Annotated in this window: 19 protein-coding genes; 14 read left to right on the forward strand and 5 right to left on the reverse strand. The window is 72.8% G+C overall.

Going from position 1 to position 21018, the window contains the following annotated elements; genetic code table 11:
- Positions 1-29: 29 nt before the first annotated feature.
- Together OUY22_RS10615 and OUY22_RS10620 are read right to left on the reverse strand one after the other, a co-directional pair.
- Entirely contained in the window at positions 30-1505 is a 1476-nt protein-coding gene (locus OUY22_RS10615) for an FdrA family protein (protein ID WP_270154676.1), read from the reverse strand.
- Positions 1502-2371: a DUF2877 domain-containing protein gene (locus OUY22_RS10620; RefSeq protein ID WP_270154677.1), complete on the reverse strand. Its 870-nt coding sequence runs from the start codon at positions 2369-2371 to the stop codon at positions 1502-1504. Before OUY22_RS10620 ends, OUY22_RS10615 begins: the two co-directional genes overlap by 4 nt.
- 131 nt (positions 2372-2502) lie before the next feature.
- On the opposite strand from OUY22_RS10620, the gene OUY22_RS10625 reads away from it, so the two are divergent.
- The 8 genes from OUY22_RS10625 (at position 2503) to OUY22_RS10660 (ending at position 11117) form a co-directional block, all read left to right on the forward strand.
- On the forward strand, positions 2503-4104 hold the full coding sequence (locus OUY22_RS10625; protein ID WP_270154678.1) for a PucR family transcriptional regulator: 1602 nt from the start codon (positions 2503-2505) through the stop codon (positions 4102-4104).
- Between the two features lie 11 nt (positions 4105-4115).
- A complete protein-coding gene (locus tag OUY22_RS10630) occupies positions 4116-4319 on the forward strand; it encodes an RNA-binding S4 domain-containing protein (protein ID WP_270154679.1) in 204 nt (67 codons plus the stop codon).
- 162 nt (positions 4320-4481) lie between these two features.
- Positions 4482-5840, forward strand: coding sequence for a uracil-xanthine permease family protein (locus OUY22_RS10635; RefSeq protein WP_270154680.1), 1359 nt, complete (start codon positions 4482-4484; stop codon positions 5838-5840).
- Positions 5837-6712: an FAD binding domain-containing protein gene (locus OUY22_RS10640; protein WP_270154681.1), complete on the forward strand. Its 876-nt coding sequence runs from the start codon at positions 5837-5839 to the stop codon at positions 6710-6712. Before OUY22_RS10635 ends, OUY22_RS10640 begins: the two co-directional genes overlap by 4 nt.
- A complete protein-coding gene (locus tag OUY22_RS10645) occupies positions 6709-7191 on the forward strand; it encodes a (2Fe-2S)-binding protein (RefSeq protein WP_270154682.1) in 483 nt (160 codons plus the stop codon). The genes OUY22_RS10640 and OUY22_RS10645 overlap by 4 nt, the downstream gene beginning before the upstream one ends.
- On the forward strand, positions 7188-9536 hold the full coding sequence (gene cutA, locus OUY22_RS10650) for an aerobic carbon-monoxide dehydrogenase large subunit (protein ID WP_270154683.1): 2349 nt from the start codon (positions 7188-7190) through the stop codon (positions 9534-9536). Before OUY22_RS10645 ends, cutA begins: the two co-directional genes overlap by 4 nt.
- 70 nt (positions 9537-9606) lie before the next feature.
- Entirely contained in the window at positions 9607-10632 is a 1026-nt protein-coding gene (locus OUY22_RS10655) for a leucine-rich repeat domain-containing protein (protein WP_270154684.1), read from the forward strand.
- A gap of 41 nt (positions 10633-10673) precedes the next feature.
- Positions 10674-11117, forward strand: coding sequence for a hypothetical protein (locus OUY22_RS10660; protein ID WP_270154685.1), 444 nt, complete (start codon positions 10674-10676; stop codon positions 11115-11117).
- Here OUY22_RS10660 and cydB read toward each other — a convergent pair.
- Positions 11111-11998, reverse strand: coding sequence for a cytochrome d ubiquinol oxidase subunit II (gene cydB, locus OUY22_RS10665; RefSeq protein ID WP_270154686.1), 888 nt, complete (start codon positions 11996-11998; stop codon positions 11111-11113). The genes OUY22_RS10660 and cydB overlap by 7 nt on opposite strands.
- A gap of 10 nt (positions 11999-12008) precedes the next feature.
- Positions 12009-13352, reverse strand: coding sequence for a cytochrome ubiquinol oxidase subunit I (locus tag OUY22_RS10670; RefSeq protein ID WP_270154687.1), 1344 nt, complete (start codon positions 13350-13352; stop codon positions 12009-12011).
- A 278-nt stretch (positions 13353-13630) separates the two neighbouring features.
- On the opposite strand from OUY22_RS10670, the gene OUY22_RS10675 reads away from it, so the two are divergent.
- From OUY22_RS10675 to OUY22_RS10685, 3 genes are all read left to right on the forward strand, one after another.
- Positions 13631-14278, forward strand: coding sequence for an SRPBCC family protein (locus OUY22_RS10675; protein WP_270154688.1), 648 nt, complete (start codon positions 13631-13633; stop codon positions 14276-14278).
- 102 nt (positions 14279-14380) lie between these two features.
- The gene (locus tag OUY22_RS10680; protein WP_270154689.1) at positions 14381-15277 is read left to right on the forward strand and encodes a hypothetical protein; all 897 of its coding nucleotides are present in this window, start codon (positions 14381-14383) and stop codon (positions 15275-15277) included.
- Between the two features lie 119 nt (positions 15278-15396).
- Positions 15397-16065, forward strand: coding sequence for a DsbA family oxidoreductase (locus OUY22_RS10685; protein ID WP_270154690.1), 669 nt, complete (start codon positions 15397-15399; stop codon positions 16063-16065).
- A 13-nt stretch (positions 16066-16078) separates the two neighbouring features.
- Here OUY22_RS10685 and OUY22_RS10690 read toward each other — a convergent pair whose 3' ends face one another.
- Entirely contained in the window at positions 16079-16663 is a 585-nt protein-coding gene (locus OUY22_RS10690) for a thymidine kinase (protein WP_270154691.1), read from the reverse strand.
- Positions 16664-16794: 131 nt separating this feature from the next.
- Here OUY22_RS10690 and OUY22_RS10695 point away from each other — a divergent pair, with 131 nt between their 5' ends.
- Genes OUY22_RS10695 through OUY22_RS10705 form a run of 3 tightly spaced genes read left to right on the forward strand, consistent with a single transcriptional unit; the run spans position 16795 to position 20977 of the window.
- Positions 16795-17166 carry a hypothetical protein gene (locus OUY22_RS10695; RefSeq protein WP_270154692.1) on the forward strand — a complete coding sequence of 124 codons (372 nt, stop codon included), beginning with the start codon at positions 16795-16797 and terminating at the stop codon, positions 17164-17166.
- A gap of 6 nt (positions 17167-17172) precedes the next feature.
- Positions 17173-19176 carry a hydantoinase/oxoprolinase family protein gene (locus OUY22_RS10700; RefSeq protein ID WP_270154693.1) on the forward strand — a complete coding sequence of 668 codons (2004 nt, stop codon included), beginning with the start codon at positions 17173-17175 and terminating at the stop codon, positions 19174-19176.
- On the forward strand, positions 19169-20977 hold the full coding sequence (locus OUY22_RS10705) for a hydantoinase B/oxoprolinase family protein (RefSeq protein ID WP_270154694.1): 1809 nt from the start codon (positions 19169-19171) through the stop codon (positions 20975-20977). Before OUY22_RS10700 ends, OUY22_RS10705 begins: the two co-directional genes overlap by 8 nt.
- Positions 20978-21018 lie beyond the last annotated feature (41 nt).

Consider the following 21018-nt stretch of genomic DNA (forward strand, 5'->3'; position numbering starts at 1 on the left):
GATGACGCGGGGCGGGCCGTCGAGCAGGGTCATGGCAGGTCCCCGGGATGGATCGACGCTGAGTGGATCGACGCTGAGTGGATCGCCGCGGCACGTCGGGCGGCGTGGCGGGCGGCTTGCGCGTTGGAGGCGAACACGGTGGCTCCGGCGTCGCGGAAGGCCGCGGCCTGCCGGCGCAGGTCCTGCGGGTCGGCCTCGGTGCCGATCAGCGCGACGACCACGGCGGCGGCGGGCAGGGCGGCGAGCGCGGGCGCGAGCGTGGCGGCGGGGTCGGGGTCGGCGGCGTGGCCGAGCACCACGTCCATGAGCACCACGGCGTCCTTCGGGACCCGGCGCAGGGCCTCCAGGCGGAGGGTGGGGTCGATCATCGGGTGGGCGCGCCCGCGGGTGTAGGCGTCGTCGCCGTAGTCGGTGAACTCGCCGGTCCCGGCGATCAGCGCGGCCTCGGCGCACAGGGTCCCGCCCGAGTACACGCCGACCAGCGGCCCGCCCCCGGCCGTCCGGACGGTGGGCCGGGCAGGGTCGCCGCCCGCGGTGTCGCCGGGGGTCCTGGGGTGCCGGGTGTCCGACGGCGTCCCGCCGGAGCCGTCCCAGCAGGGCCAGGCGGGCACCGGGCGGCCGAGCGCGCGCAGCGCCGCCTCCGCGGCGGTCGTGAGGTCGGCGCCGGAGCCGAGCAGCGCCTCCACCACCGGCGTGCGCAGCGACGCCACGACCTGCCGCACCCGCTCGGCGACTCCCGGGTCCGGGGGTTTGGAGACCAGCACGATCAGCTCGGTCGCCGGGTCCTCGTCCAGCATGCGCAGCGCCCGCACCGTCGACCGGCCGCCCACCTCCGCCGACAGGTCCCTGCCGCCGACGCCGAGCACGTGGCTGACGCCGGCCCCGGCCAGGTCCAGCAGGCAGCCGACCTGCTGGGCGCCGGTCCCCGACGCGGCCACCAGCCCGACGGGCCCCGGCCGCAGCACGTTGGCGAACCCCAGCCCCACGCCGCCGACCACGGCCGTGCCGCAGTCGGGGCCCATGACGAGCACGCCGCGTTCGTCCGCGCGCTCCTTCAGCAGCCGCTCCCGCTCGACCGGCACGCCGTCGCTGAACACCATGACGGGCAGCCCCGCCTCGATCGCGTCCATCACCTCGGCGAAGGCGTGCTCGCCGGGCACCGACACCAGCGCCAGGTCTGCGCCGCGCCGGGCGGCGGAGCGGGTGGTGAGCGGCGGCTGTTCGCCGTCCGGCCCGGGGCCGGCCGAGGACAGGGCCGCCAGGTGGCGGTCCAGCTCCTGTTCGGCCGTCGTGGTGTCCGGCCCGCGCAGCGCGACGAGCAGGTCGCCGGGGTCCGCGGCGGGCAGCGCGAAGCCCAGGTCACGGGCCAGCTCCAGGTTCAGCTCGGTGGCCATGGCGACGACGGCCACCTCCGTCCCCGGCAGCCCGGACAGCGCCCTGCTCACCCGCATCAGCGCGACGGAGTCGTGGTAGACGCCCTTGCGCAGGAAGACCGCGTCGCTCATCCCCGTCCTCCCCGGGCGGCCGGCCCGCTCAGCGCCCGTACGGTCTCCAGCCCGATGGCGACGCCCTGCGCCAGGTCGGCGCCGGAGGTGTGGCCGAGCCCGCACAGGCGGCGCAGCGCCGGCTCCAGCGGCTGCCGGCCGGCCAGCCCGCGCAGCGCCGCGATCACCTCAGGGCAGGACTCGCCGCGCGCCGCGCAGTGCAGCAGCGTCGCGGAGATCGGCGTGGTACGGGTGCGCGCGTCGAACGTGACGGTCGCCGCCAGCCACCCGGCCAGGTCGAGCGCCCGCGCGGTGCCGGTCGCCCGGCCCAGGTGGCGCAGCGTCACCAGCAGCCCGGCCAGCACGTCGTCGCCGCTCGGCGTGAGCCCGGGGCCGAGGCCGACCAGCCGCTCGGCCGCGGTCACCGCGCCGAGCAGCCATCCGGAGGCGCAGCTCGCCGCCAGCAGCTCGACCGCGTCGTTGCCGGCCAGGCCGGGCGTGCCGCGCCCGGCCAGCGCAGACGGGGGAGGCAGGGCCGCCGGGTCCACCTCGCCCAGCGGCGGCGCCGGATCCCACCAGCGCCGGGCGCGCAGGCTCAGCCCGCCCAGGTCGACCGAGCCGTCCCCCACGAACGCCTCGTCGCCCATCGTGACCCGCGGCAGGGCTCCGGTGAGCAGCACCGCGTTCGGCAGCCGGGTGGCGGCCCCGGTCACCACGGCGATCACCGACGGCTCCAGCTCGGTCCTGATCTCCAGGTAGACGCCCACGGGGAACACGGCGAGCACCCGGGCGGGCCGCCTCGGGGACTCCAGGACCGGGCGCACCGCGGCGCTCGCGGCGCCCGTGACGTGTGTGCGTACCCGCCTCGCGTGAGTGCCGACCGTCACCGGACCTCCCCATCGACCTTGGACCTGACCGTAGAACGGTCCCGGCAACCCCCCGTACGGAGAAATTTGCCAACAGTCAGCGGGAAGACTGGCTCTTCCTGACAGACGGTATGTCGGTAGAGAATCTGTCCATGGAGCCCCCGGTTCGTCTTGCCAGCACCGGAACGATCATCCACGGCGTCTCCGTCGGAGAGCTGCTGGGCGTGTCGACTCTCGCGGACGCCCGGCTGCTCGCGGGGGAGAGCGGGCTGGGCCGCGTCGTGCAGCGCCTCAACGTCATGGAGGTGCCCGACATCCTGGCCTGGGTGAAGCCGCACGAGCTGCTGCTGACCACCGGCTATCCGCTGCGCAACACGCCGCAGTCGCTCGGCCGCCTGGTGACCGACCTGGACGACCGGGGGCTGGCGGCGCTGGCCATCAAGCTCGGGCGGTACGTGGACGAGCTGCCGCCGGAGATGGTCGAACAGGCGGACCGGCTCGGCTTCCCGCTCATCCTGCTGCCGAACGACGTCGGCTTCGACGACATCCTCAACCAGGTGCTCACCGACATCCTCAACCGCCAGGCGGCCGTGCTCGTCCGCGCCGAGGAGGCGCACCGGGCGCTCGTGCAGGTCGTGCTGGCCGGCGGCGGGCTGGACGAGGTCACCGCCGAGGTGGCGGCGCTGCTGGACGTCTCGGTGGCCGCCGTCGACGGCCGCGGCCGGGTGCTGGCCTCGGCCGGGCCGCACGAGGCGGCGCTGCGCGAGATCGTCGGCCGTGAGGGCTCCTCCGCCCCGTCCGGGGCGCCGGCGTCCGGCCCGCGCGTCTCGGCGTCGGTGCCGGTGATCGCGGGCGGGCACCACCACGGCCGCATCGTCGCCTACAGCCCGGCCGGGTCCATCTGTGACAGCGACGTCGGCATCCTGGAACGGGCCGCCACCGTGGCCGCGCTCGCCGTCACCCGGCAGGAGGCGGTGCACGCGGTCGAGAGCAAGTACCGCGCCGACTTCCTGCGCGACGTGCTCACCGGCAGGGCCGGCTCCATCGAGCGGGTGGCGGCCAGGGGGCGGGCGTTCGGCTGGGACCTGGAGCGGCCCGTGACGGTGCTGGTGGCCGAGCTGGACCCGGACGGCGACGAGCGCACCGCCCAGGACCGGCTGGTGACGTCCTGGACGGCGGCGATGCGGCGGCACGACCCGCGCGGCGCCGTGGCCGGCTTCTCCCACGAGGTGGTGGCCGTGGTGGACGCGTCGGTGGACGCCGCCCGCGTCGCCAGGGACGCCGCCTCCGCCTTCGCCGACTCGCCGCCGGTGACGTTCTCCACCGGGACCTCCCGGCCCAGCCGGGGCCCCGACACGCTACCCGAGGCCTACTCCCAGGCGCTCAAGGCGGCCCGCGTCGGCCGGCAGCTGCACGGCCCCGGCGCGGTGGCGCACTTCGACCAGCTCGGCGTCTACCGGCTGCTGTCGCTGGTCAACGACACCGACGAGCTGCACGCGTTCGTCCGCGAGACGCTCGGCCCGCTCGCCTCCGACGACGACGCCGAGAACGCCGACCTGCGCCGCACCCTCCAGGTCCTGCTGGAGACGAACCTCAACGTCGCCGAGACCGCGCGCCGGCTGCACTTCCACTACAACACCCTGCGCTACCGCATCGGGAAGCTGGAACGGCTGCTGGGCAACTTCACCGACGACCCGCACCTGCGCCTCAACCTGACCCTGGCCCTGCACGTCCTGCGCATGCGCGGCATCTAGGCTTGGCAGGCGTGGACTTCGAACTGCGCTCCGACTACATCCCGCTGTGCGACCTGCTCAAATACTGCGGCGTCACCGAGACGGGCGGCATGGCCAAGATGCTCATCGCCGAAGGCATGGTGGAGGTGGACGGCGAGGTGGAGCTCCGCAAGACGGCCAAGATCCGCGCCGGCCAGGTCGTCACCGGCGACGGCTTCGCGATCCGCGTCCACTGACCCCGGCCTGGGCACCGAGACGATCACTTGGGCCCGTCGGCGGATGTGCGCGACCGGACCACTGGTCAACCGGCCAGATTTGGCAGATCATGCCCGTGTACCAGCACGCCTGCTGGCCTAATGTGCCCGCCAAGCAGGCGGCCCGGTGGAAAAGGGGTTCACATGGCATTCGGGTGGACCAAGCACGGCGACGGCAAGCATCTGGCTCCCGGCGAGGTGGTGAGGCCGGACGAACGGCTGAGCTGGCCGCGCATGGTGGGGTTCGGCGCCCAGCACGTCGTGGCGATGTTCGGCGCGACCTTCGTCTTCCCCATCGTGATGGGGCTCAGCCCGAACATGGCGATCATGATGTCCGGGGTCGCGACGATCCTGTTCCTGCTGATCGTCAAGGGGAAGGTGCCCAGCTACCTGGGCACGAGCGCCTCCTTCGTGGGCGGCGTGCTGGCGATCCGCGCGCTGTTCGGCGGCGACTCGCCCGAGGCCAGCTCCGTCGTGGTGGGCGCGATCCTGGTGGCCGGGTTCGTGCTGGCGCTGATCGGCCTCGCGGTCCACTTCCTCGGCGTCCAGATCATCAACAAGATCTTCCCGCCGCCGGTCACCGGCGCGGTCGTCATGCTCATCGGGTTCGGGCTGGCGTACGTGGTCGCGGACGTCTACTGGCCGCAGGACCAGTGGATGGCGCTGATCACCATGCTGATCACGTTCGTCGTCGTGGTGGCCTTCAAGGGCTTCGTCGGCCGCATCGCCATCCTCGTCGGGCTCGTCGCCGGCTACGTGCTCTCCTGGGCCGCCGACCGGCTCTTCGGCATGGTGCCCGCCTACGACGACGGCGCCGTGCAGGTCGCCGCGCACTTCAGAGTGGACCTCAGCGGGGTGGCCGAGGCCGACTGGTTCGGGCTGCCGCCCGCCACCTGGCCCAGCTTCGAGACCTCGGCCGTACTGCTGGTCCTGCCCGCCGTGATCGCGCTCGTCGCGGAGAACATCGGCCACGTCAAGGCCGTCGGCGAGATGACCAAGACGGACCTCGACCCGTACATGGGCCGGGCGATCGCCGCCGACGGCGTCGCCACCGTGGTCGCCACCTCGGTCGGCGGCTCGCCGACCACCACCTACGCCGAGAACATCGGCGTCATGGCCGCCACCAAGGTCTACTCGACCGCCGCCTACTACATCGCCGGCGTCATCGCGATCGGGTTCGGCCTGATGCCGAAGTTCGGCGCGCTGGTCTCGGCCACGCCGTCCGGCGTGCTGGGCGGCATCACGGTCATCCTGTACGGGATGATCGGCCTGCTCGGCGCCAAGATCTGGATCGAGAACAGGGTGGACTTCGCCGATCCGGTCAACATGGTTCCGATCGGCGCGGGCATCATCCTGGCCATCGGACCGGTGAAGCAGTTGATCAGCGGCGACTTCAGGCTTGAGGGCATCGCGCTCGGCACCATCGTGGTGGTGGGCGGCTGGCACCTGCTACGGGTCATCGCCCGCCGCACCCCCGAACCCGTCAGGATCGAGGCCGGGTGAAGCCGCCGCCGTTCGAGTACCACGCCCCCCGCGACCTCGGCGAGGCGCTGGACATCCTGGCCGGTGCGGGGGCGGGCGGCAAGGTGCTCGCCGGCGGCCAGAGTCTCATCCCGATGCTCAACATGCGGATCGCCGCCCCTGACCACCTGGTCGACATCAACCGGCTCGGCGAGCTGAGCTCGATCGACGCGGGTCCCGGCGGGGTCACCGTGGGCGCGCTGGCCCGCCACGCCGAGGTGGAACGGGCCGCTCCGCACCCGCTCATGGTCCAGGCGCTCCGGCTGGTGGCCCACCCGGTGATCCGCAACCGGGGCACCGTCGTGGGCAGCCTCGTGCACGCCGACCCGTCCGCCGAGCTGCCCGCCGTGCTCGCCGTGCTCGACGGCTCGGTGCGGCTGGCCCGCCGCGCGGACGGCCCGGCTGACGGGGTGGTGACCAGGGACGTGCCCGCGGGCGCGTTCTTCACCGGCCCGATGGATTCCGCGGCCGAGCCCGGCGAACTGGCCGTCTCCGCGTTCTTCCCCGCGCTGCCGCCGCGCACCGGCACCGCGTTCCGCGAGGTGGCCAGGCGGCACGGCGACTACGCGCTGGCCGGGGTGTGCGCGGTGGTGACGCTGGACGAGGACCTGCACATCAGCGCCGCCAGGGTCGGCTGCGTCGGCGTCGGCCCGGTGCCGGCGGTGGTCGACGTGACCGAGGCGTGCGAGCGCCGGCCCGCCGCGACCGTCGCCTGGCCGCGGGTCGCCGCGGCCGTGCGCGAGCGCGCCGAGCCTGACGGCGACGTGCACGCCTCGGCCGCCTACCGGCTCCACCTGGTCGGGGTGCTGGCCGAGCAGGCACTCAAGGACGCGGCCAGGGAGGCGGCGGGATGAGCCGGGAACACGAGATCACCCTCACCGTGAACGGCGCCGCGCACCGCGTGCGGGTGCCGGGCAGGCGGCTGCTGTCCGACTGCCTGCGCCACGACCTCGGCCTGACCGGCACCCACGTCGGCTGCGAGCACGGCGTGTGCGGCTGCTGCACGGTGCTGCTCGACGGCCGGCCGGTGCGCTCCTGCCTGATGCTGGCCGCCACCGCCGACGGCCACGAGATCACCACCGTGGAGGGGCTGGCCGGGCCGGACGGGATGTCCCCCGTACAGCGGGCCTTCGCCGACTGCCACGCCCTGCAGTGCGGGTTCTGCACGCCGGGCTTCCTCTGCACGGTCACCGCGCTGCTGGAGGAGAACCCCGAGCCGACCGACGAGGAGGTGCTGGAGGGCATCTCCGGCAACCTGTGCCGGTGCACCGGCTACCAGAACATCGTCAAGGCCGTGCGCCGCGCCGCCGAGCTGAAGGCGGAGGAGTCATGACCACCAGGCTGTTCGGGGAGCCGGTGCGGCGCCGCGAGGACCCCCGGCTGCTCACCGGGCAGGGCCGCTACCTCGACGACCTGGGCTCCGGCGCGGCGGCCGCCGCGTTCGTCCGCTCCCCGCACGCGCACGCCCGCGTCCGCGACATCGACGTCACCGCCGCGCTCGACGTCGACGGCCTGATCGCGATCTACACCTGGGAGGACCTGCCCGAGCGGGTCGGCCGGCCGCTGCCGCTGCTCATCCCGCATCCGGCGCTCACCCACGGCCGCACCGCCCACCCGCTGGCCAAGGAGGTGGTGCGGCACGTCGGCGAGCCGGTCGTCATGGTCGTGGCCGCCGACCGCTACCTCGCCGAGGACGCCTGCGCCCTGATCGAGGTCGACTACGAGCCGCTCAAGCCGGTCGTCGGCGTCGAGGACGCCGTGCAGGGCGGCCACCTCGTGCACGAGGACGTGCCCGGCAACATCGGCGCCCGCCTGGTGCAGGAGGTGCCCTCGGCGGCCGGGCTGGGCGCCGAGGAGCTGATCGACTCGGCCCCGCACACGCTGTCGTTCCGGCTCGACATCGAGCGCAGCGCCGCCACCCCGCTCGAAGGCCGCGGCGTGTACGCCCGCTGGGACGGCTCCGACCTGCGCGTCTACTCCAGCACCCAGACCTCCACCAGCGTCCGGATGGCCGTCGCCGCCGCGCTCGGCCTGCCGCTGACCAACGTCGAGGTGATCGCGCCCGACGTGGGCGGCGGCTTCGGGGTCAAGATCGTGCACCCGTGGCCGGAGGAGATCCTGGTGCCGTGGGCCGCCATGCTGCTCGGCCGCGAGATCAAGTGGACCGAGGACCGGCGCGAGCACTTCGTCTCCTCCGCGCACGAGCGCGGCCAGGTGCAGCACGTGCGGGTCGGGTTCGACGACGAGGGCCGGGTGCTCGGCCTGGACGTGCGCATCCTGCACGACCACGGCGCCTACACCCCGTACGGGATCATCGTGCCGATCGTCACCTCGACCCAGCTGCTGGGGCCGTACAAGCTCGGCGCGTACCGGGTCGAGTTCTCCTCCGTCTACACCAACACGGTCCAGGTCACCCCGTACCGGGGCGCGGGCCGCCCGCAGGGCGTGTTCTGCATGGAGCGGACGATGGACAAGATCGCCCGCTACCTGGGCAAGGACCGCACCGACGTGCGCGCCGCCAACTTCATCCAGCCCGACGAGTTCCCGTACGACCAGCGCATGACCTTCCAGGACGGCCGGCCGCTCATCTACGACAGCGGGAACTACCCCGAGATGCTCCGCCTGCTCAAGGAACTGATCGGCTGGGACGACTTCGAGCCCGCCCCGAACCGGGGCATCGGCGTCGGCTGCTACGTCGAGGGCACCGGCGTCGGCCCGTACGAGGGCGGGCACGTGCAGGTCACCTCCGACGGGCGGGTGCACGTCTCCACCGGCCTCACCTCGCAGGGCCAGGGCCACCAGACCGTGTTCGCCCAGATCGCCGCCACCGAGCTGGGCGTGCCGATCGAGCGGGTGTCCGTGGTCACCGGCGACACCCGCAGGTTCGGGTACGCGGTCGGCACGTTCGCCTCCCGGGCCGCGGTCATGAGCGGCAACGCGATCGCGCTCGCCTGCCGCAAGGTGCGCGAGAAGGCGCTGCGCATCGCCGCCGACGCGCTGGAGGCCAACCCCGCCGACCTGGAGATCACCGACGGCGTGGTGCACGTGGTCGGCGACCCGACGGCGGCCGTCCCGCTCTCCACGGTGGCGGTGCTGTCCAACCCGCTGCGGTACGCCTTCGACGACGAGGCGGCCAAGGCCACCCAGTTCGCCGGCGCCTCCTCGCCCGACCGGCCCCCGGTCGCCGAAGGCGACGAGCCGGGGCTGGAGGGCCGCGACTACTACTCGCCGATCCGCTCCACCTTCGCCGCCGGCATGCACGCGGCCGTCGTGGAGACCGACCCGCTCACGGCCGAGATCAAGGTGGTCCGGTACGCGGTCGTGCACGACTGCGGGCGGCTGATCAACCCGATGATCGTCGAGGGGCAGATCCACGGCGGAGTGGCGCAGGGCGTCGGCGGCGCCCTGTACGAGCGGATGGTGTACGACCCGCACGGGCAGCTCGTCAACGCCTCGTTCATGGACTTCCTCATGCCGTACGCGACCGAGATCCCGCACATCGAGACGGGCCACCTGGAGACCCCGTCGCCGCTGAACCCGCTGGGCATCAAGGGCGCGGGGGAGGCGGGCGTCATCCCGGTGTCGGCGGTGATCGCCTCGGCGATCGAGGACGCGGAGGGCATCGAGATCGACCGCATGCCGATCTCCCCGTCGGAGCTGTTCGACCTGCGCGGCTGACCGGCCCGGCCCGGCCCGGCCCGGCGACCCCCGCGACCCCTGACGGGCCCGGCATGGCATGATCGGCGCCATGCCGACGGCCGAGCACGGCGACCTCCGCGACCCCCGCGACCCCCGCGATGCCCGCGACGCCGCGGTCCGGCTCGTGGACCTGGCCTGGAACGGGCTCACCGAGCTGCCCGCCTGGGCCGGGGAGCTGCCCGCGCTGGAGGAACTGCGCCTCGACGGCAACCGCCTGCGCGCCCTGCCGGACCTGTCGCGCCTGCCCGCCCTGCGCGCCCTGCACGCCGACGGCAACCTGCTCACCGAGGTCCCGCGCCTGCCGCCCGGCCTGGAGACCCTCTCCCTGTACGGCAACGCCGTCGAGCGGCTGCCCGAGCGCCTCGGCGACCGGCTGCGTCACCTGTCCGTGGGCCGCAACCGGCTCACCGAGCTGCCCGCGGCGCTGTGGCGGCTGACCCGGCTGGAGACGCTCAACGTCGCCGAGAACGCGCTCACCGAGCTGCCTCCCGCCGTCGCCGGTCTCACCTCGCTGCGCATGCTCGACGTCGGCCACAACCGGCTCACCTCCCTCCCGGCGCGGCTCGGCGACCTGCCGCTCACCGACTACCTGTACGCGAGCGACAACCTGCTCACCGAGGTGCCCGCCGCCCTCGGGCGCCTGGACCGCCTCGCCTACCTCGGCCTCACCGACAACCGGCTGCGTGCGCTCCCCGAGACGCTGGGCCGGATGGCGTCCCTGGTCGAGCTCAGGCTTTACGGCAACCGGCTGGAATCGATCCCCCCGAGCATCGGCGGCCTGAGCCGCCTGCGCGAGCTGCACCTGAGGGGCAACCGGCTGACGGCCCTGCCCCCGTCCGTCGCCGGGCTGACCGAGCTGCGCGTCCTCGACCTGCGCGACAACCTGCTGACGGAACTGCCCGCCCTGCCGGGGCTGACCCGGCTCCGCCATCTCGACCTGCGCAACAACCGGCTGCGCCGGCTGCCCGCGCTGCCGCCCGCCCTGGACAAGCTCGACCTGCGCTGGAACAAGCTCGACGGCGACCCGCCCGCCCTGCGCGACCTGGCCGCACGCGGCTGCGTCATTCTCCGCTGAGCCGGGTGAACCCGCGCCGCGACCGCTGCGTACCTTCGCACATGACGACTTATCCACGTCTGGCCGCCTACACGCTGCTGGCCGGGCTCCTCGTCGCGTGCACCCCCGGCGGAGGGGACGGCGGCTACGTCGCCGCGGGCCGGCAACAGGCACAGGCGCAGCCCCTCACCGTGGAGCAGCTCGCCGACAAGGTCGGCTGCGCCCCCCGCATCCAGGTCGACGCCACCGACATCCGCACCGGCTACTGCAAGACGGACGACGGCGAGTTCTTCGTCAGCACCTTCGCCACGGAGGGCGGCAAGAACGACTGGATGGACCAGGCCCCCGAGTACAAGCCGCACCTCGTCGGGCCCAAGTGGACCGTGCTCGGCGACCTGGAGGTGCTGGAGGCCCTGCAGGTGCCGCTCGACGGCGACCTCCACCTGACCGACCACCGCGTCAGCGAGACCCCGGCCCCGGGCAACGAAGCCGGAGCCGGCTACTGAGCGGCCGCGACCGGGCGGACCCGCTTCCTGAAGACCCAGTACGTCCAGCCCTGGTAGCCGAGCACGAACGGGAGCGCGATCAGGCCGATCCAGCTGAGCATCGTCAGCGTGTACGGGCCGGAGGCCGCCTCGGCCAGCGTCAGCCCCGGCAGCGGGGCCGTCCGCAGCTCGGCGAAGATCGACACCGAGACCAGCACGATCGTGCCCGCCATGGCCACGAAGGCCCAGCCCTCGCGGCGGCGCCACACCAGGGCGGGCGCGGCGGCCAGCGCGGCGATCGCGGCGAGGGCCGGGATCGTGCCCATGCCCGCCAGCGCCACCACGCCGATCGGCAGCGTGACCGCGCTCAGCCCGAGGGCCGCCGACCTGGCCCGCCGCCGCACCGGTCCGCCGGTCTTCAGCGCCAGGAACACCGCGCCGTGCAGCAGGAAGACCGACAGCGAGAACGCGCCGCCCAGCAGCGCCACCGCCGCGCTGCCGTACAGCAGGTCGGCGAAGACGGTGCCCCACACGAACGCCGGCATCGCGCTGCCGACCACGATGCCCAAATCGCACCAGGTGGGGTTGTCGACCTTGCCGCGCCACTCCAGGCCGACGCCGCGCACGATCAGGCCGACCAGCACCAGCAGCACCGGCAGGTAGAAGCCGCTGAACATGCCCGCGTACCAGGCGGGGAAGGCGGCGAACATGGCGCCCACCGCGGTGATCAGCCAGACCTCGTTGCCGTCCCACACCGGGCCGATGGTCTGCAGGCTCTGCCGCTGCTCCTCGCCGTTCCTGCTGACGAACGGCGCCAGCAGCCCCACGCCGAAGTCGAACCCTTCCAAGACGAAGTAGCCCGTCCACAGGAAGGCGATGATGATGAACCACAGGTCGATCACGGTCTGCACCTCAATACATGAGCGACGGCTGGAGCTTCTCGGCCTCGGGAGCGTGCTGGATCTCCTCGGGTCCCTTGCGTACGTGCCGGGCCAGCAGCACGATCTCGGCCACGGTGAGCGCGCCGTACAGCAGCGTGAAGACCGTCAGGGAGATCGCCACCTCGGCCAGGCTCACGCCGGGGGAGACCGAGGCCGCCGTGAGCAGTTCGCCCGCGACCGTCCACGGCTGGCGGCCGATCTCGCTCAGCAGCCAGCCCGCCGTCACCGCGAGCAGCGGCAGCGGCAACGCCAGCAGGAACAGCCGTGACAGCCAGGCCGGCATCGGCCGCCGCCGGCGGGTCAGCCAGAGTCCCAGCACCGACAGCCCGGCGGTCGCCATGCCGAATCCGATCATGAGCCGGAAGGACCAGAACACGACCGTCTGGTCCGGCCGGTAGTCGCCGGGGCCGAACTCCTGCTCGAAGCGGCGCTGCAGGTCCTCGGTGCCCTGGACGACGGCGTCGGGGTCGTTGGTGGACAGGAAGCTGAGCACCTTGGGGATCTCGATGCCGGGGGCGATCGTGAACGGGGCCCCGGCGGTGTCGCGCTCCAGGCCCTCGGCGGCGGCCAGCTTCATCGGCTGCTGCTCGTACATGAGCTTGGCGGACAAATCGCCGGTGCCCGCGACGACCGCGCCCGCGATCGCCGTCATGACCAGCGCGGCCCTGGCGGCGCCGCGCCACATCTCCGCCCGCGTCCTCAGCAGCCAGTAGCCGCACACCGCCAGGATGAACCCGCCCGCCACCACGAACGCGGCGGACACCACGTGCGGCACCTGCGCGAGCGCGGTGGAGTTGGTCAGCACCGCCCACAGGTCGGTCATCCTGGCCTTGCCGTCGACCACCTCGTAGCCGACCGGGTGCTTCATCCAGGCGTTGGCGGCCAGGATGAAGTACGCCGACAGGTTGGAGGCCAGCGCCGCCAGCCAGATCGAGGCCAGGTGGAGGCGTTTCGGCAGCCGGTCCCAGCCGAAGATCCACAACCCGATGAACGTGGACTCCAGGAAGAACGCCAGCAACGCCTCCATGGCCAGCGGCGCACCGAACACGTCACCGACGAACGTCGAGTATTCAGACCAGTTCATGCCGAACTGGAACTCCTGCACGATGCCGGTGACCACGCCCATCGCGAAGTTGATCACAAAGAGCTTGCCGAAGAACTTCGTCAGCCGCAGGTAGTGCTCCTTCCCGGTGCGGTGCCACGCGGTCTGCAGTCCGGCCACGAAGATGCCCAGGCCGATCGTCAGGGGCACGAACAGGAAGTGGTACACGGTGGTCACCCCGAACTGCCACCGTGCGAGATCAAGTGCGTCCATGTCCCCTCATCGGGTCGACGAGCTCTACGGCGTGTAGTACATCTACCCAAAGTAGTACTACAGCGTGTAGAGCAACGTGGTGCGATCTTCGTCACACAGGCCCCCTCGGCCCTCCGCGAAGCCTCTGCAACGATGCCGCGCCGACCGGCCCCGCCGCGTCACCCGCCGGGCTGATTTCCGGGTAAGCCCCCAGGTGGACGGTGATCACAGGGCGGCGCGCGGACGTTGGGCAGGTGTTGCCGTTATCCCGGCGGGCCGCGCCTTTCTAGAGTGACGGTGTGAAAGTCGCAGGCAGCGCCGTGATCGGCGTCGAGAGAGACCGCGTGTGGGCCGCTCTGCAGGATCCGTCGGTCCTGGTGTGCACCATCCCCGGGTGCGAGCGCCTGGAGGAGTGCGGGCCCGACACGTACCGGATGACCGTCAACGCCGGGGTGGCCTCGCTGAAAGGGGTCTACCAGGGCGAGGTGGCGCTGGCCGAGCCGACGGCGCCCGAGCGCTTCGTGCTGCGGGCGCGCGGCCAGGGCGCCCCGGGGACCGTGGACGCGACCGTCCTGGTACGGCTGAGCGAGATCGACGGCGGGACCAGGGTCGACTACGACGCCGACGCCGTGATCGGCGGGATGATCGGCGGGGTGGGGCAGCGCATGCTGGGCTCGGTGGCCAGGAAGACGGCCGGCGAGTTCTTCGCCGCCGTCGAACGCCACCTCCGCACCGCCCCGGAAACCCGGGCGGAGGCCGTCGCGGCGACCACGGCCGAGACCCCGCCGGATGCCGTCGCGGGGGTCGCTTACGAGCGTCCCCCTGACGCCGGCAGGCGCCGTACGGAGACGCCGCCGTGGGTGATGCTGGCCGCCTTCGGGATGGGCGCCGGGGTGGCCCTGGGCAGCGCCGCCATCGGCTGGCTCTTCGGCCGCGCCCGCCGGTAGCCCCCCAACCGTGCTCGGACGGCCCCGGCACGGTGGTGGAGGCGGTGACGGCCGCGCCCGGAGACTCTCGCGGAAAAGGATCTCCCGGCGTAGCGTGGCGGTATGCGGCAGGCTCATGCTGAAGACGCGCGTACCGAGGCCCGGCGGGTTGTCCGCAACCTGCTGGGCGAGGACCACCCCACCGCCGACGCGCTGATCGCCGACGCGCGGCCCGTCATCGGCGACGAGCGTTGTGACCGTTGCGTCGGGCTGGCGCTGGGCGCGTCGCTGACGCGTCGCTCGGCCGAGCTGGCCGCGCTCGCCGCCCTGCTGGTCGGCACCCGCGAGCTGGGCGAGCAGTGGTGGACGCGGCCCAGGGGCGGCAAGCTGCCCGCGCCCGACGAGGTGCTGCGCACGGCGGTGGCGATCGAGCCGTGGACGGACCTGACCGCGCTGGAGATGCTGGCCGCGTGGATCTGCGACGACGCCGCCGACGAGCTGTGGGGCGAGCCGGTCGCCGCGGTGGACCTGAACTCGTGGCAGGCCGAGGACCGTTTCGACCTGCCGCCCGGGGTCCGGCCGGGGCAGCGGCTGGTGCTCCACTTCGACGCCGGCGGCCGCCTCGACGCGGTGGTGACGCGCAGGCCCGACGACACCCTCGGGTCCAACCTGGACATCCAGTCGCTGCGCTACTCGCGTCCCGCCGAGGCGCAGTGGAGCTGGGGGGTGGCCGCCGGTCTGGGGCCGCACCGGCTGCCGGGGGAGAAGCCCGACCCGTACGCGCGCCGGGTGGACCCCGCGGCGGCCCGGGTCCTGCGCGACTGGGCGCTGCGCCACGGCGCCGCCGCGGGGCAGCTGGGCGAGCGCTGGGACACCGTCGGCGACGTGGTGGCCGCGATCGAGCGGGTCGACTGGATGTGGCGCAGCGGCGAGTGGTTCGGCTGGTGGCGCGGCGCCTCCGCGCTGGTGGACGACTCGTCCTATCTCCCGTACCGGCTGGAGGAGCTGTCCTCGGGCTGACGCGGCGTGACCCCGTACCGGCGGGGGGAGCTGTCCTCGGGCTGACGCGGCACGACCCGTACCGGCTGGGGGAGGCGGGACGCAGGAATGGCCGGAGCGGTCGCGCGGTTGTCCCGGACATGAAGGTCGAGATCTTTTCTGACGTCGCCTGCCCCTGGTGTTATGTCGGGCACGCCCGGTTCGCGCGGGCGGCGCGGGCGTTCCGCGACAGGGGCGGCTCCATCGAGGTCACCATGCGCCCCTTCCAGCTGAACCCGGACGCGCCCGCCGAGGGCGAGCCGCTGCTGGAGGCGCTGGAGCGCAAGTTCGGCCCCGGCGCCGGGCAGATGGCCACCAGGGTGACCGGCGTGGCCGCCGGGGACGGTCTCGACCTCCGCTTCGACCGGGCGATCAGCGCCAACACGCTGGAGGCGCACCGGCTCATCGCGGTCGCCACCGGCCAGGGCCGGGGCGAGGAGATGGCCGAGCGGCTGTTCCGCGCCCACTTCACCGACGGCCTGAACGTCGGCGATCCCGCGGTGCTCGCCCAGCTCGCCGCCGAGGCGGGCGTGCGCGACACGGGGGAGGGCGCCGCCGAGGTCCGCGAGCAGATCGCCCGGGCCCGGCGGCTGGGCGTCACGGGAGTGCCGCTGTTCCTGTTCGAGGAGCAGTTCGCGGTGTCGGGCGCGCAGCCGTACGAGACGATGACGGCCGCGATCGACGAGGTGGCCGGCCGCGTCGGCGAGACCCCGATCCAGCGGCTCGGCGCCCCGGCCGACGGCTGTGACGACGGCCGGTGCGCCGTCTGAGCGGCGATCCGTCTCAGACGCCGGTGCCCTCGCCGAGCAGCCCCGCCCGGTGATGGCGGCGGCACAGCACCTGGTAGCGCACCGGCGAGGCGTCGGTGTCGCCGATCACCACCTGTTCGCCCGTGCGCGCCATCTCGCCGCCGACCACGCGCGCGTTGAGCAGTCCCGGCCGCCCGCACCAGCACAGCACCTCGACCTGCAGCCGGCACACCTCGTCGGCCAGCTCGAACAGTCGTTGCGCGGCCGGGAACAGGACCGAGCGGAAGTCCGAGGCCAGCCCGAAGGCGTACACGTCGACGCCGTGCCCGTCCACCAGATCCGCGAGCTGCTCGATCTGCTCCACCGTGTAGAAGCACGCCTCGTCGCAGATCAGGTAATCGACGCGGTCGTGCCCGCGGACCAGCTCCACCAGGTCCATCGAGTCCACCACCTCGACGGCCTCGAGGCCGAGCCCGATCCTGCTGGTCACGCGGGGCTCGCCGGAACGGTCGTGCTTGGTCAGCACCAGCCCGCGCCTGCCCTGGCGGCCGTGGTTGTAGTTCATCTGCAGGGCGAGGGTGGACTTTCCGCAGTCCATCGGCCCGAAGTAGAACTTCAACAGGGCATCACGGGATCCACGGGGCACGGGAGACAGAGCGGACACTTCAGTCACGGGGTGCCACCTTAGCGCTTGGCTTGTTCCCGGACCTCATGGGAGATTTCTCCTCTGGAATATCAGGAGGGATCTACGTGGTCACCGACAAACCCCCAACGCTCGACGCCATGATGACGCCGGACGACCTCACCGCCGCGCAGGCCGACGCGGCGCGCTGGCGGTACGGCTTCTTCGTGGTGCTCACGGGCATCGTCGCGACCCTGGTCGCGTTCGGCGCGGCCGTGTACGCCACCGGGGAGTCCGCCGCCCTGTTCGCGGGTGTGGCCGGCGTGGTCGGCACCATCATCGGGGCCTACTTCGGCGTGCAGGCGGGCCAGTCGGGTAAGGCCAGGGTCGAGGCCGAACTCGCCAAGGCCCAGGAGCTCGTGGTCCGGTTGGCGGCCTACGTCGGCACGGAGAACGCGCCCCGGGTCGTCGACGAAGTGCTCGGCCGGCGCCGAAGCTGAGGAGCCATGCGTAGCGTCCGAATCGGAGTCGACACCGGCGGCACCTTCACCGACGTGGTGGCGGTGGACGAGGAGACCGGTGAGATCGTCACCACCAAGACCCCCTCGACCCCGGCGAACCCGGCCGACGGGTTCATCGCGGGCATCGAGAAGCTCGGCGAGCTCGACGTGTCCGCCATCGTGCACGGGACCACCGTCGCCACGAACCAGCTGCTGGAGGACCGCATCGGCAACCTCGGGCTGATCACCACCGAGGGCTTCGAGTACATCCTGGAGATCGGCCGGCAGAGCGTCCCCGACGGCTACGGCAACTCCTACTTCTGGGTCAAGCCGCCCCGCATCGTGCCCGTCCACCTGGTCAGGACGGTCGGCGGCCGGCTCGACCACCGCGGCGCGGAGGTCCGCCCGTTCGACGAGGCCCAGGCCGTCGAGGTGGCCCGCTGGTACCGTACGCGCGGCGTCACCGCGCTCGGTGTCTGCTTCCTCCACTCCTACGCCAACCCCGCCCACGAGCGGCGCATGCGCGAGGTGCTGGCCCGCGAGTTCCCCGAGGCGGTCGTGTCGCTCTCCAGCGACGTGCTGCGCGAGTACCGGGAGTACGAGCGGGCCGTCACCACCCTGGTCGACGCCGCGGTCAAGCCCGCCATGCGGGCCTACATCGCCAATCTGTCCAGCCGTCTGGGCCGCCCGTTCTCGGTGATGAAGTCCAACGGCGGCGTGCTGTCGGCCCGCGAGGTCGTCAACCAGCCCATCACCACGGTCCTGTCCGGCCCGGCGGCGGGCGCGCTCGGCGCGGCGCTGATCGCCGCCACGGCGGGCCACCAGAGCGTGATCACCCTGGACGGCGGCGGCACCTCCACCGACGTGACCGTGGTCGTCGACGGCGACCCGTCCGTCACCACCGAGGGCAGCGTCGGCCGCTTCCCGTGCAAGATCCCGATGATCGACATCGTGACCGTCGGCGCCGGCGGTGGCTCGGTCGCGTGGATCTCGCCCGAAGGCACGCTCAAGGTCGGCCCCCGCTCGGCCGGCGCCGACCCCGGCCCGCTCTGCTACCGGCGCGGCGGCACCGAGGTGACCGTCACCGACGCGCACGTCTACCTCCGCCGCATCCCGCCGCACCTGCTCGGCGGCGAGATCCCGCTCGACTACGACGCCGCCCGGATGGGCGTCGAGGCGCTCGCCGACAAGCTCGGTCTCACCCCCGAGCGCACCGCCACCGGCATCCTGGAGATCAGCGCGTTCAACCAGAGCAACGCGATCCGCCAGCTCACGGTCAAGCGCGGGCTGGACGTGCGCGACTTCCCGCTGGTGACGTTCGGCGGGTCAGGGCCGCTGCTGGCCTGCCGGCTCATCGACATCCTCGGCCTGCCCGCGGTGATCGTGCCGCCCGAGCCCGGCAACGTCTCCGCCTTCGGCCTGCTCACCGTGGACGTCAAGAACGACTACGTGCGCACGTACGTGACCCGCGACCTCGCGCTGAGCAAGGCCGCGCAGATCTTCGGCGAGCTGGAGGGCCAGGCCGCCGAGGAGCTCGAACGCGAGGGCTTCGACGAGCCCGTCTTCGCGCGCAGCGCCGACGTGCGCTACTACGGGCAGGCGTACGAGGTCCGCGTGCCCGCCCCGGCCGGCCCGCTCGACGAGGACTGGCTGCGGGAGGTCACCCGCCGCTTCCACGACGCGCACGAGAAGCTGTACGGGTACGCCTACCGTGACGACGCCCGCCACGCCGTCGAATGGGTCAACCTGCGCGTCTCCGGCATCGGGCCCATCACCCGGCCGGTGATCCGGCGCGACCCGTACCCGAAGGTCGAGCCGGTCGAGGCGAGCAGGCGCGTGATCTTCGACGAGCCGCACGACACCCCGATCCTCCAGCGCGCCGCGCTGGAGGCCGGGACCGTCGTGCGCGGCCCCGCCGTCATCGAGGAGTACGGCTCGACCATCCCCCTGCATCCAGGGTTCACCGCCACGGTGGACGAGTTCGGCAACGTGGAGATCCGCCGTGACTGACCCGATCCTCATCGAGATCGTCGAGGGCACCCTCGCCTCCGTGGAGAAGGAGGTCGAGACCGCCATCGCGCGCACCGCCAGATCGCCCATGATCCGCGACGCGCACGACTTCCGCGCCGGCATCCACGACCGCCGGATGCGCAAGCTGACCGGCCGCTCCTACAGCGCGCTCGTCCAGCCGATCGTCCGCGACTTCCCGATCGAGACGATGCGGCCCGGCGACGTCTACTTCCACAACGACGTCTACCTGTCGGAAGGCGGCATCGGCCACCTGCCCGACCTGTGCGTCACCGTGCCCGTCTTCCACCGCGACGAGGTGGTGGCGTTCGTGCAGGCGTTCGGGCACCACGACGACATCGGCGGTGCCGTGCCCGGCTCGATGCCCTCGCACGCCCGCTCGGCCTACGAGGAAGGGCTGATGGTCCCGCCGATCAAGCTGTGGGACCAGGGCGTGCCGAACGAGGCCGCGCTGCGCATCATGACCCGCAACTCCCGCATGCCCGACTCCCTCGCCGGAGACCTCGACGCCGAGTGCTCCGCCTGCCTCATGGGCGCGCGGCGGCTGGGCGAGCTGTTCGACCGGTACGGGCGCGAGGAGGTCGAGGCGTGCTTCGACGCCATCATCGGCAAGACCACCGAGACGTTCCGCCGCGAGCTGCTGGCCAAGATCCCCGAGGGCGCGTACGTCTGGGAGGACTACGCCGAGCATGACGGCGTCGACGAGCCCCGCCTGCACGCCCAGCGCATCACGCTCACGGTGGACCACGCCGCGGACGCGCCGCTCACCATCGACTTCACCGGAACCTCCCCGCAGGCCAAGGGCCCGATCAACCACGCGGGCGACTATGCCGACGGCGTCTTCCTGAAGAAGTGGCTGGCCCCGATCCTGCGCAACCTGGCCGACACGCCGGAGCGGATGGCCGAGCTCGACGTCAACGAGGGCGTCGTGCCGCTGATCAAGATGATCTTCCCGGAGAAGGGCACCCTGCTCACGCCCGTCTTCCCCGCCCCCACCAACGCCCGCACCTTCGTCATCCTGCGCCTGCTCGGCGTGCTGGCCGGCGTGCTGGCCAAGGCCACCGGCGGGCGCATGCCCGCCGACCAGGAGACGATCCGCTACACGGGCGTGTACGGCACGGACGCCGACGGGCAGCCCTACCTGATGCGGGAGGTGCTGGGCGGCGGCTCCGGCGGGCGCTGGTACGCCGACGGCGAGGACACCATCCACATCGTCCCCGACTCGCGCAACATCCCGGTCGAGTTCGCCGAGGCCCGATGGCCCTTCAGGGTCGAGCGCCTCGGGCTGGCCTGCGACTCGGGCGGGCCCGGCATGTTCCGCGGCGGGCTCGGCTACGACAAGCACATCCGGATGCTGCGCGACGCCTCCTACATGTCGATCGCCGACCGGTCCATCCTGTCCTGCTGGGGCGTCAACGGCGGGCTCGCCGGCCGGCCCTTCCGGGTGGAGATCGCCGGCAAGGAGATGGACGGCCTGGTGGACGACCACCCCGTCCAGGCAGGGGAGCTCATCCGCATCCGCACCACGGGCGGCGGCGGCTGGGGCTCCCCGTACGACCGCGACCCCCGCGCGGTGGCGGCCGACGTCCGCGACGGCAAGGTCTCGATCGCGGGCGCGCTCGGCGACTACGGCGTCGTCCTGGACGGCGACCGCATCGACGAACAGGGCACCGCCGAACTCCGCGCCCGCCTCCGCCCCCCGTCCGGCCGCTTCTTCGACCGCGGCCTGGGCTACCCGAAACTGTCGGGCGGCCGCGCCTTCGCGGAGGTGGACGAACTGTAGTCGTCGCATCACGCCGGGTGAAGGGCGGGGCTACCATGTGC

The organism is Nonomuraea corallina (genome assembly GCF_027620315.1).
GTDB classification, from domain to species: Bacteria; Actinomycetota; Actinomycetes; order Streptosporangiales; family Streptosporangiaceae; genus Nonomuraea; species Nonomuraea corallina.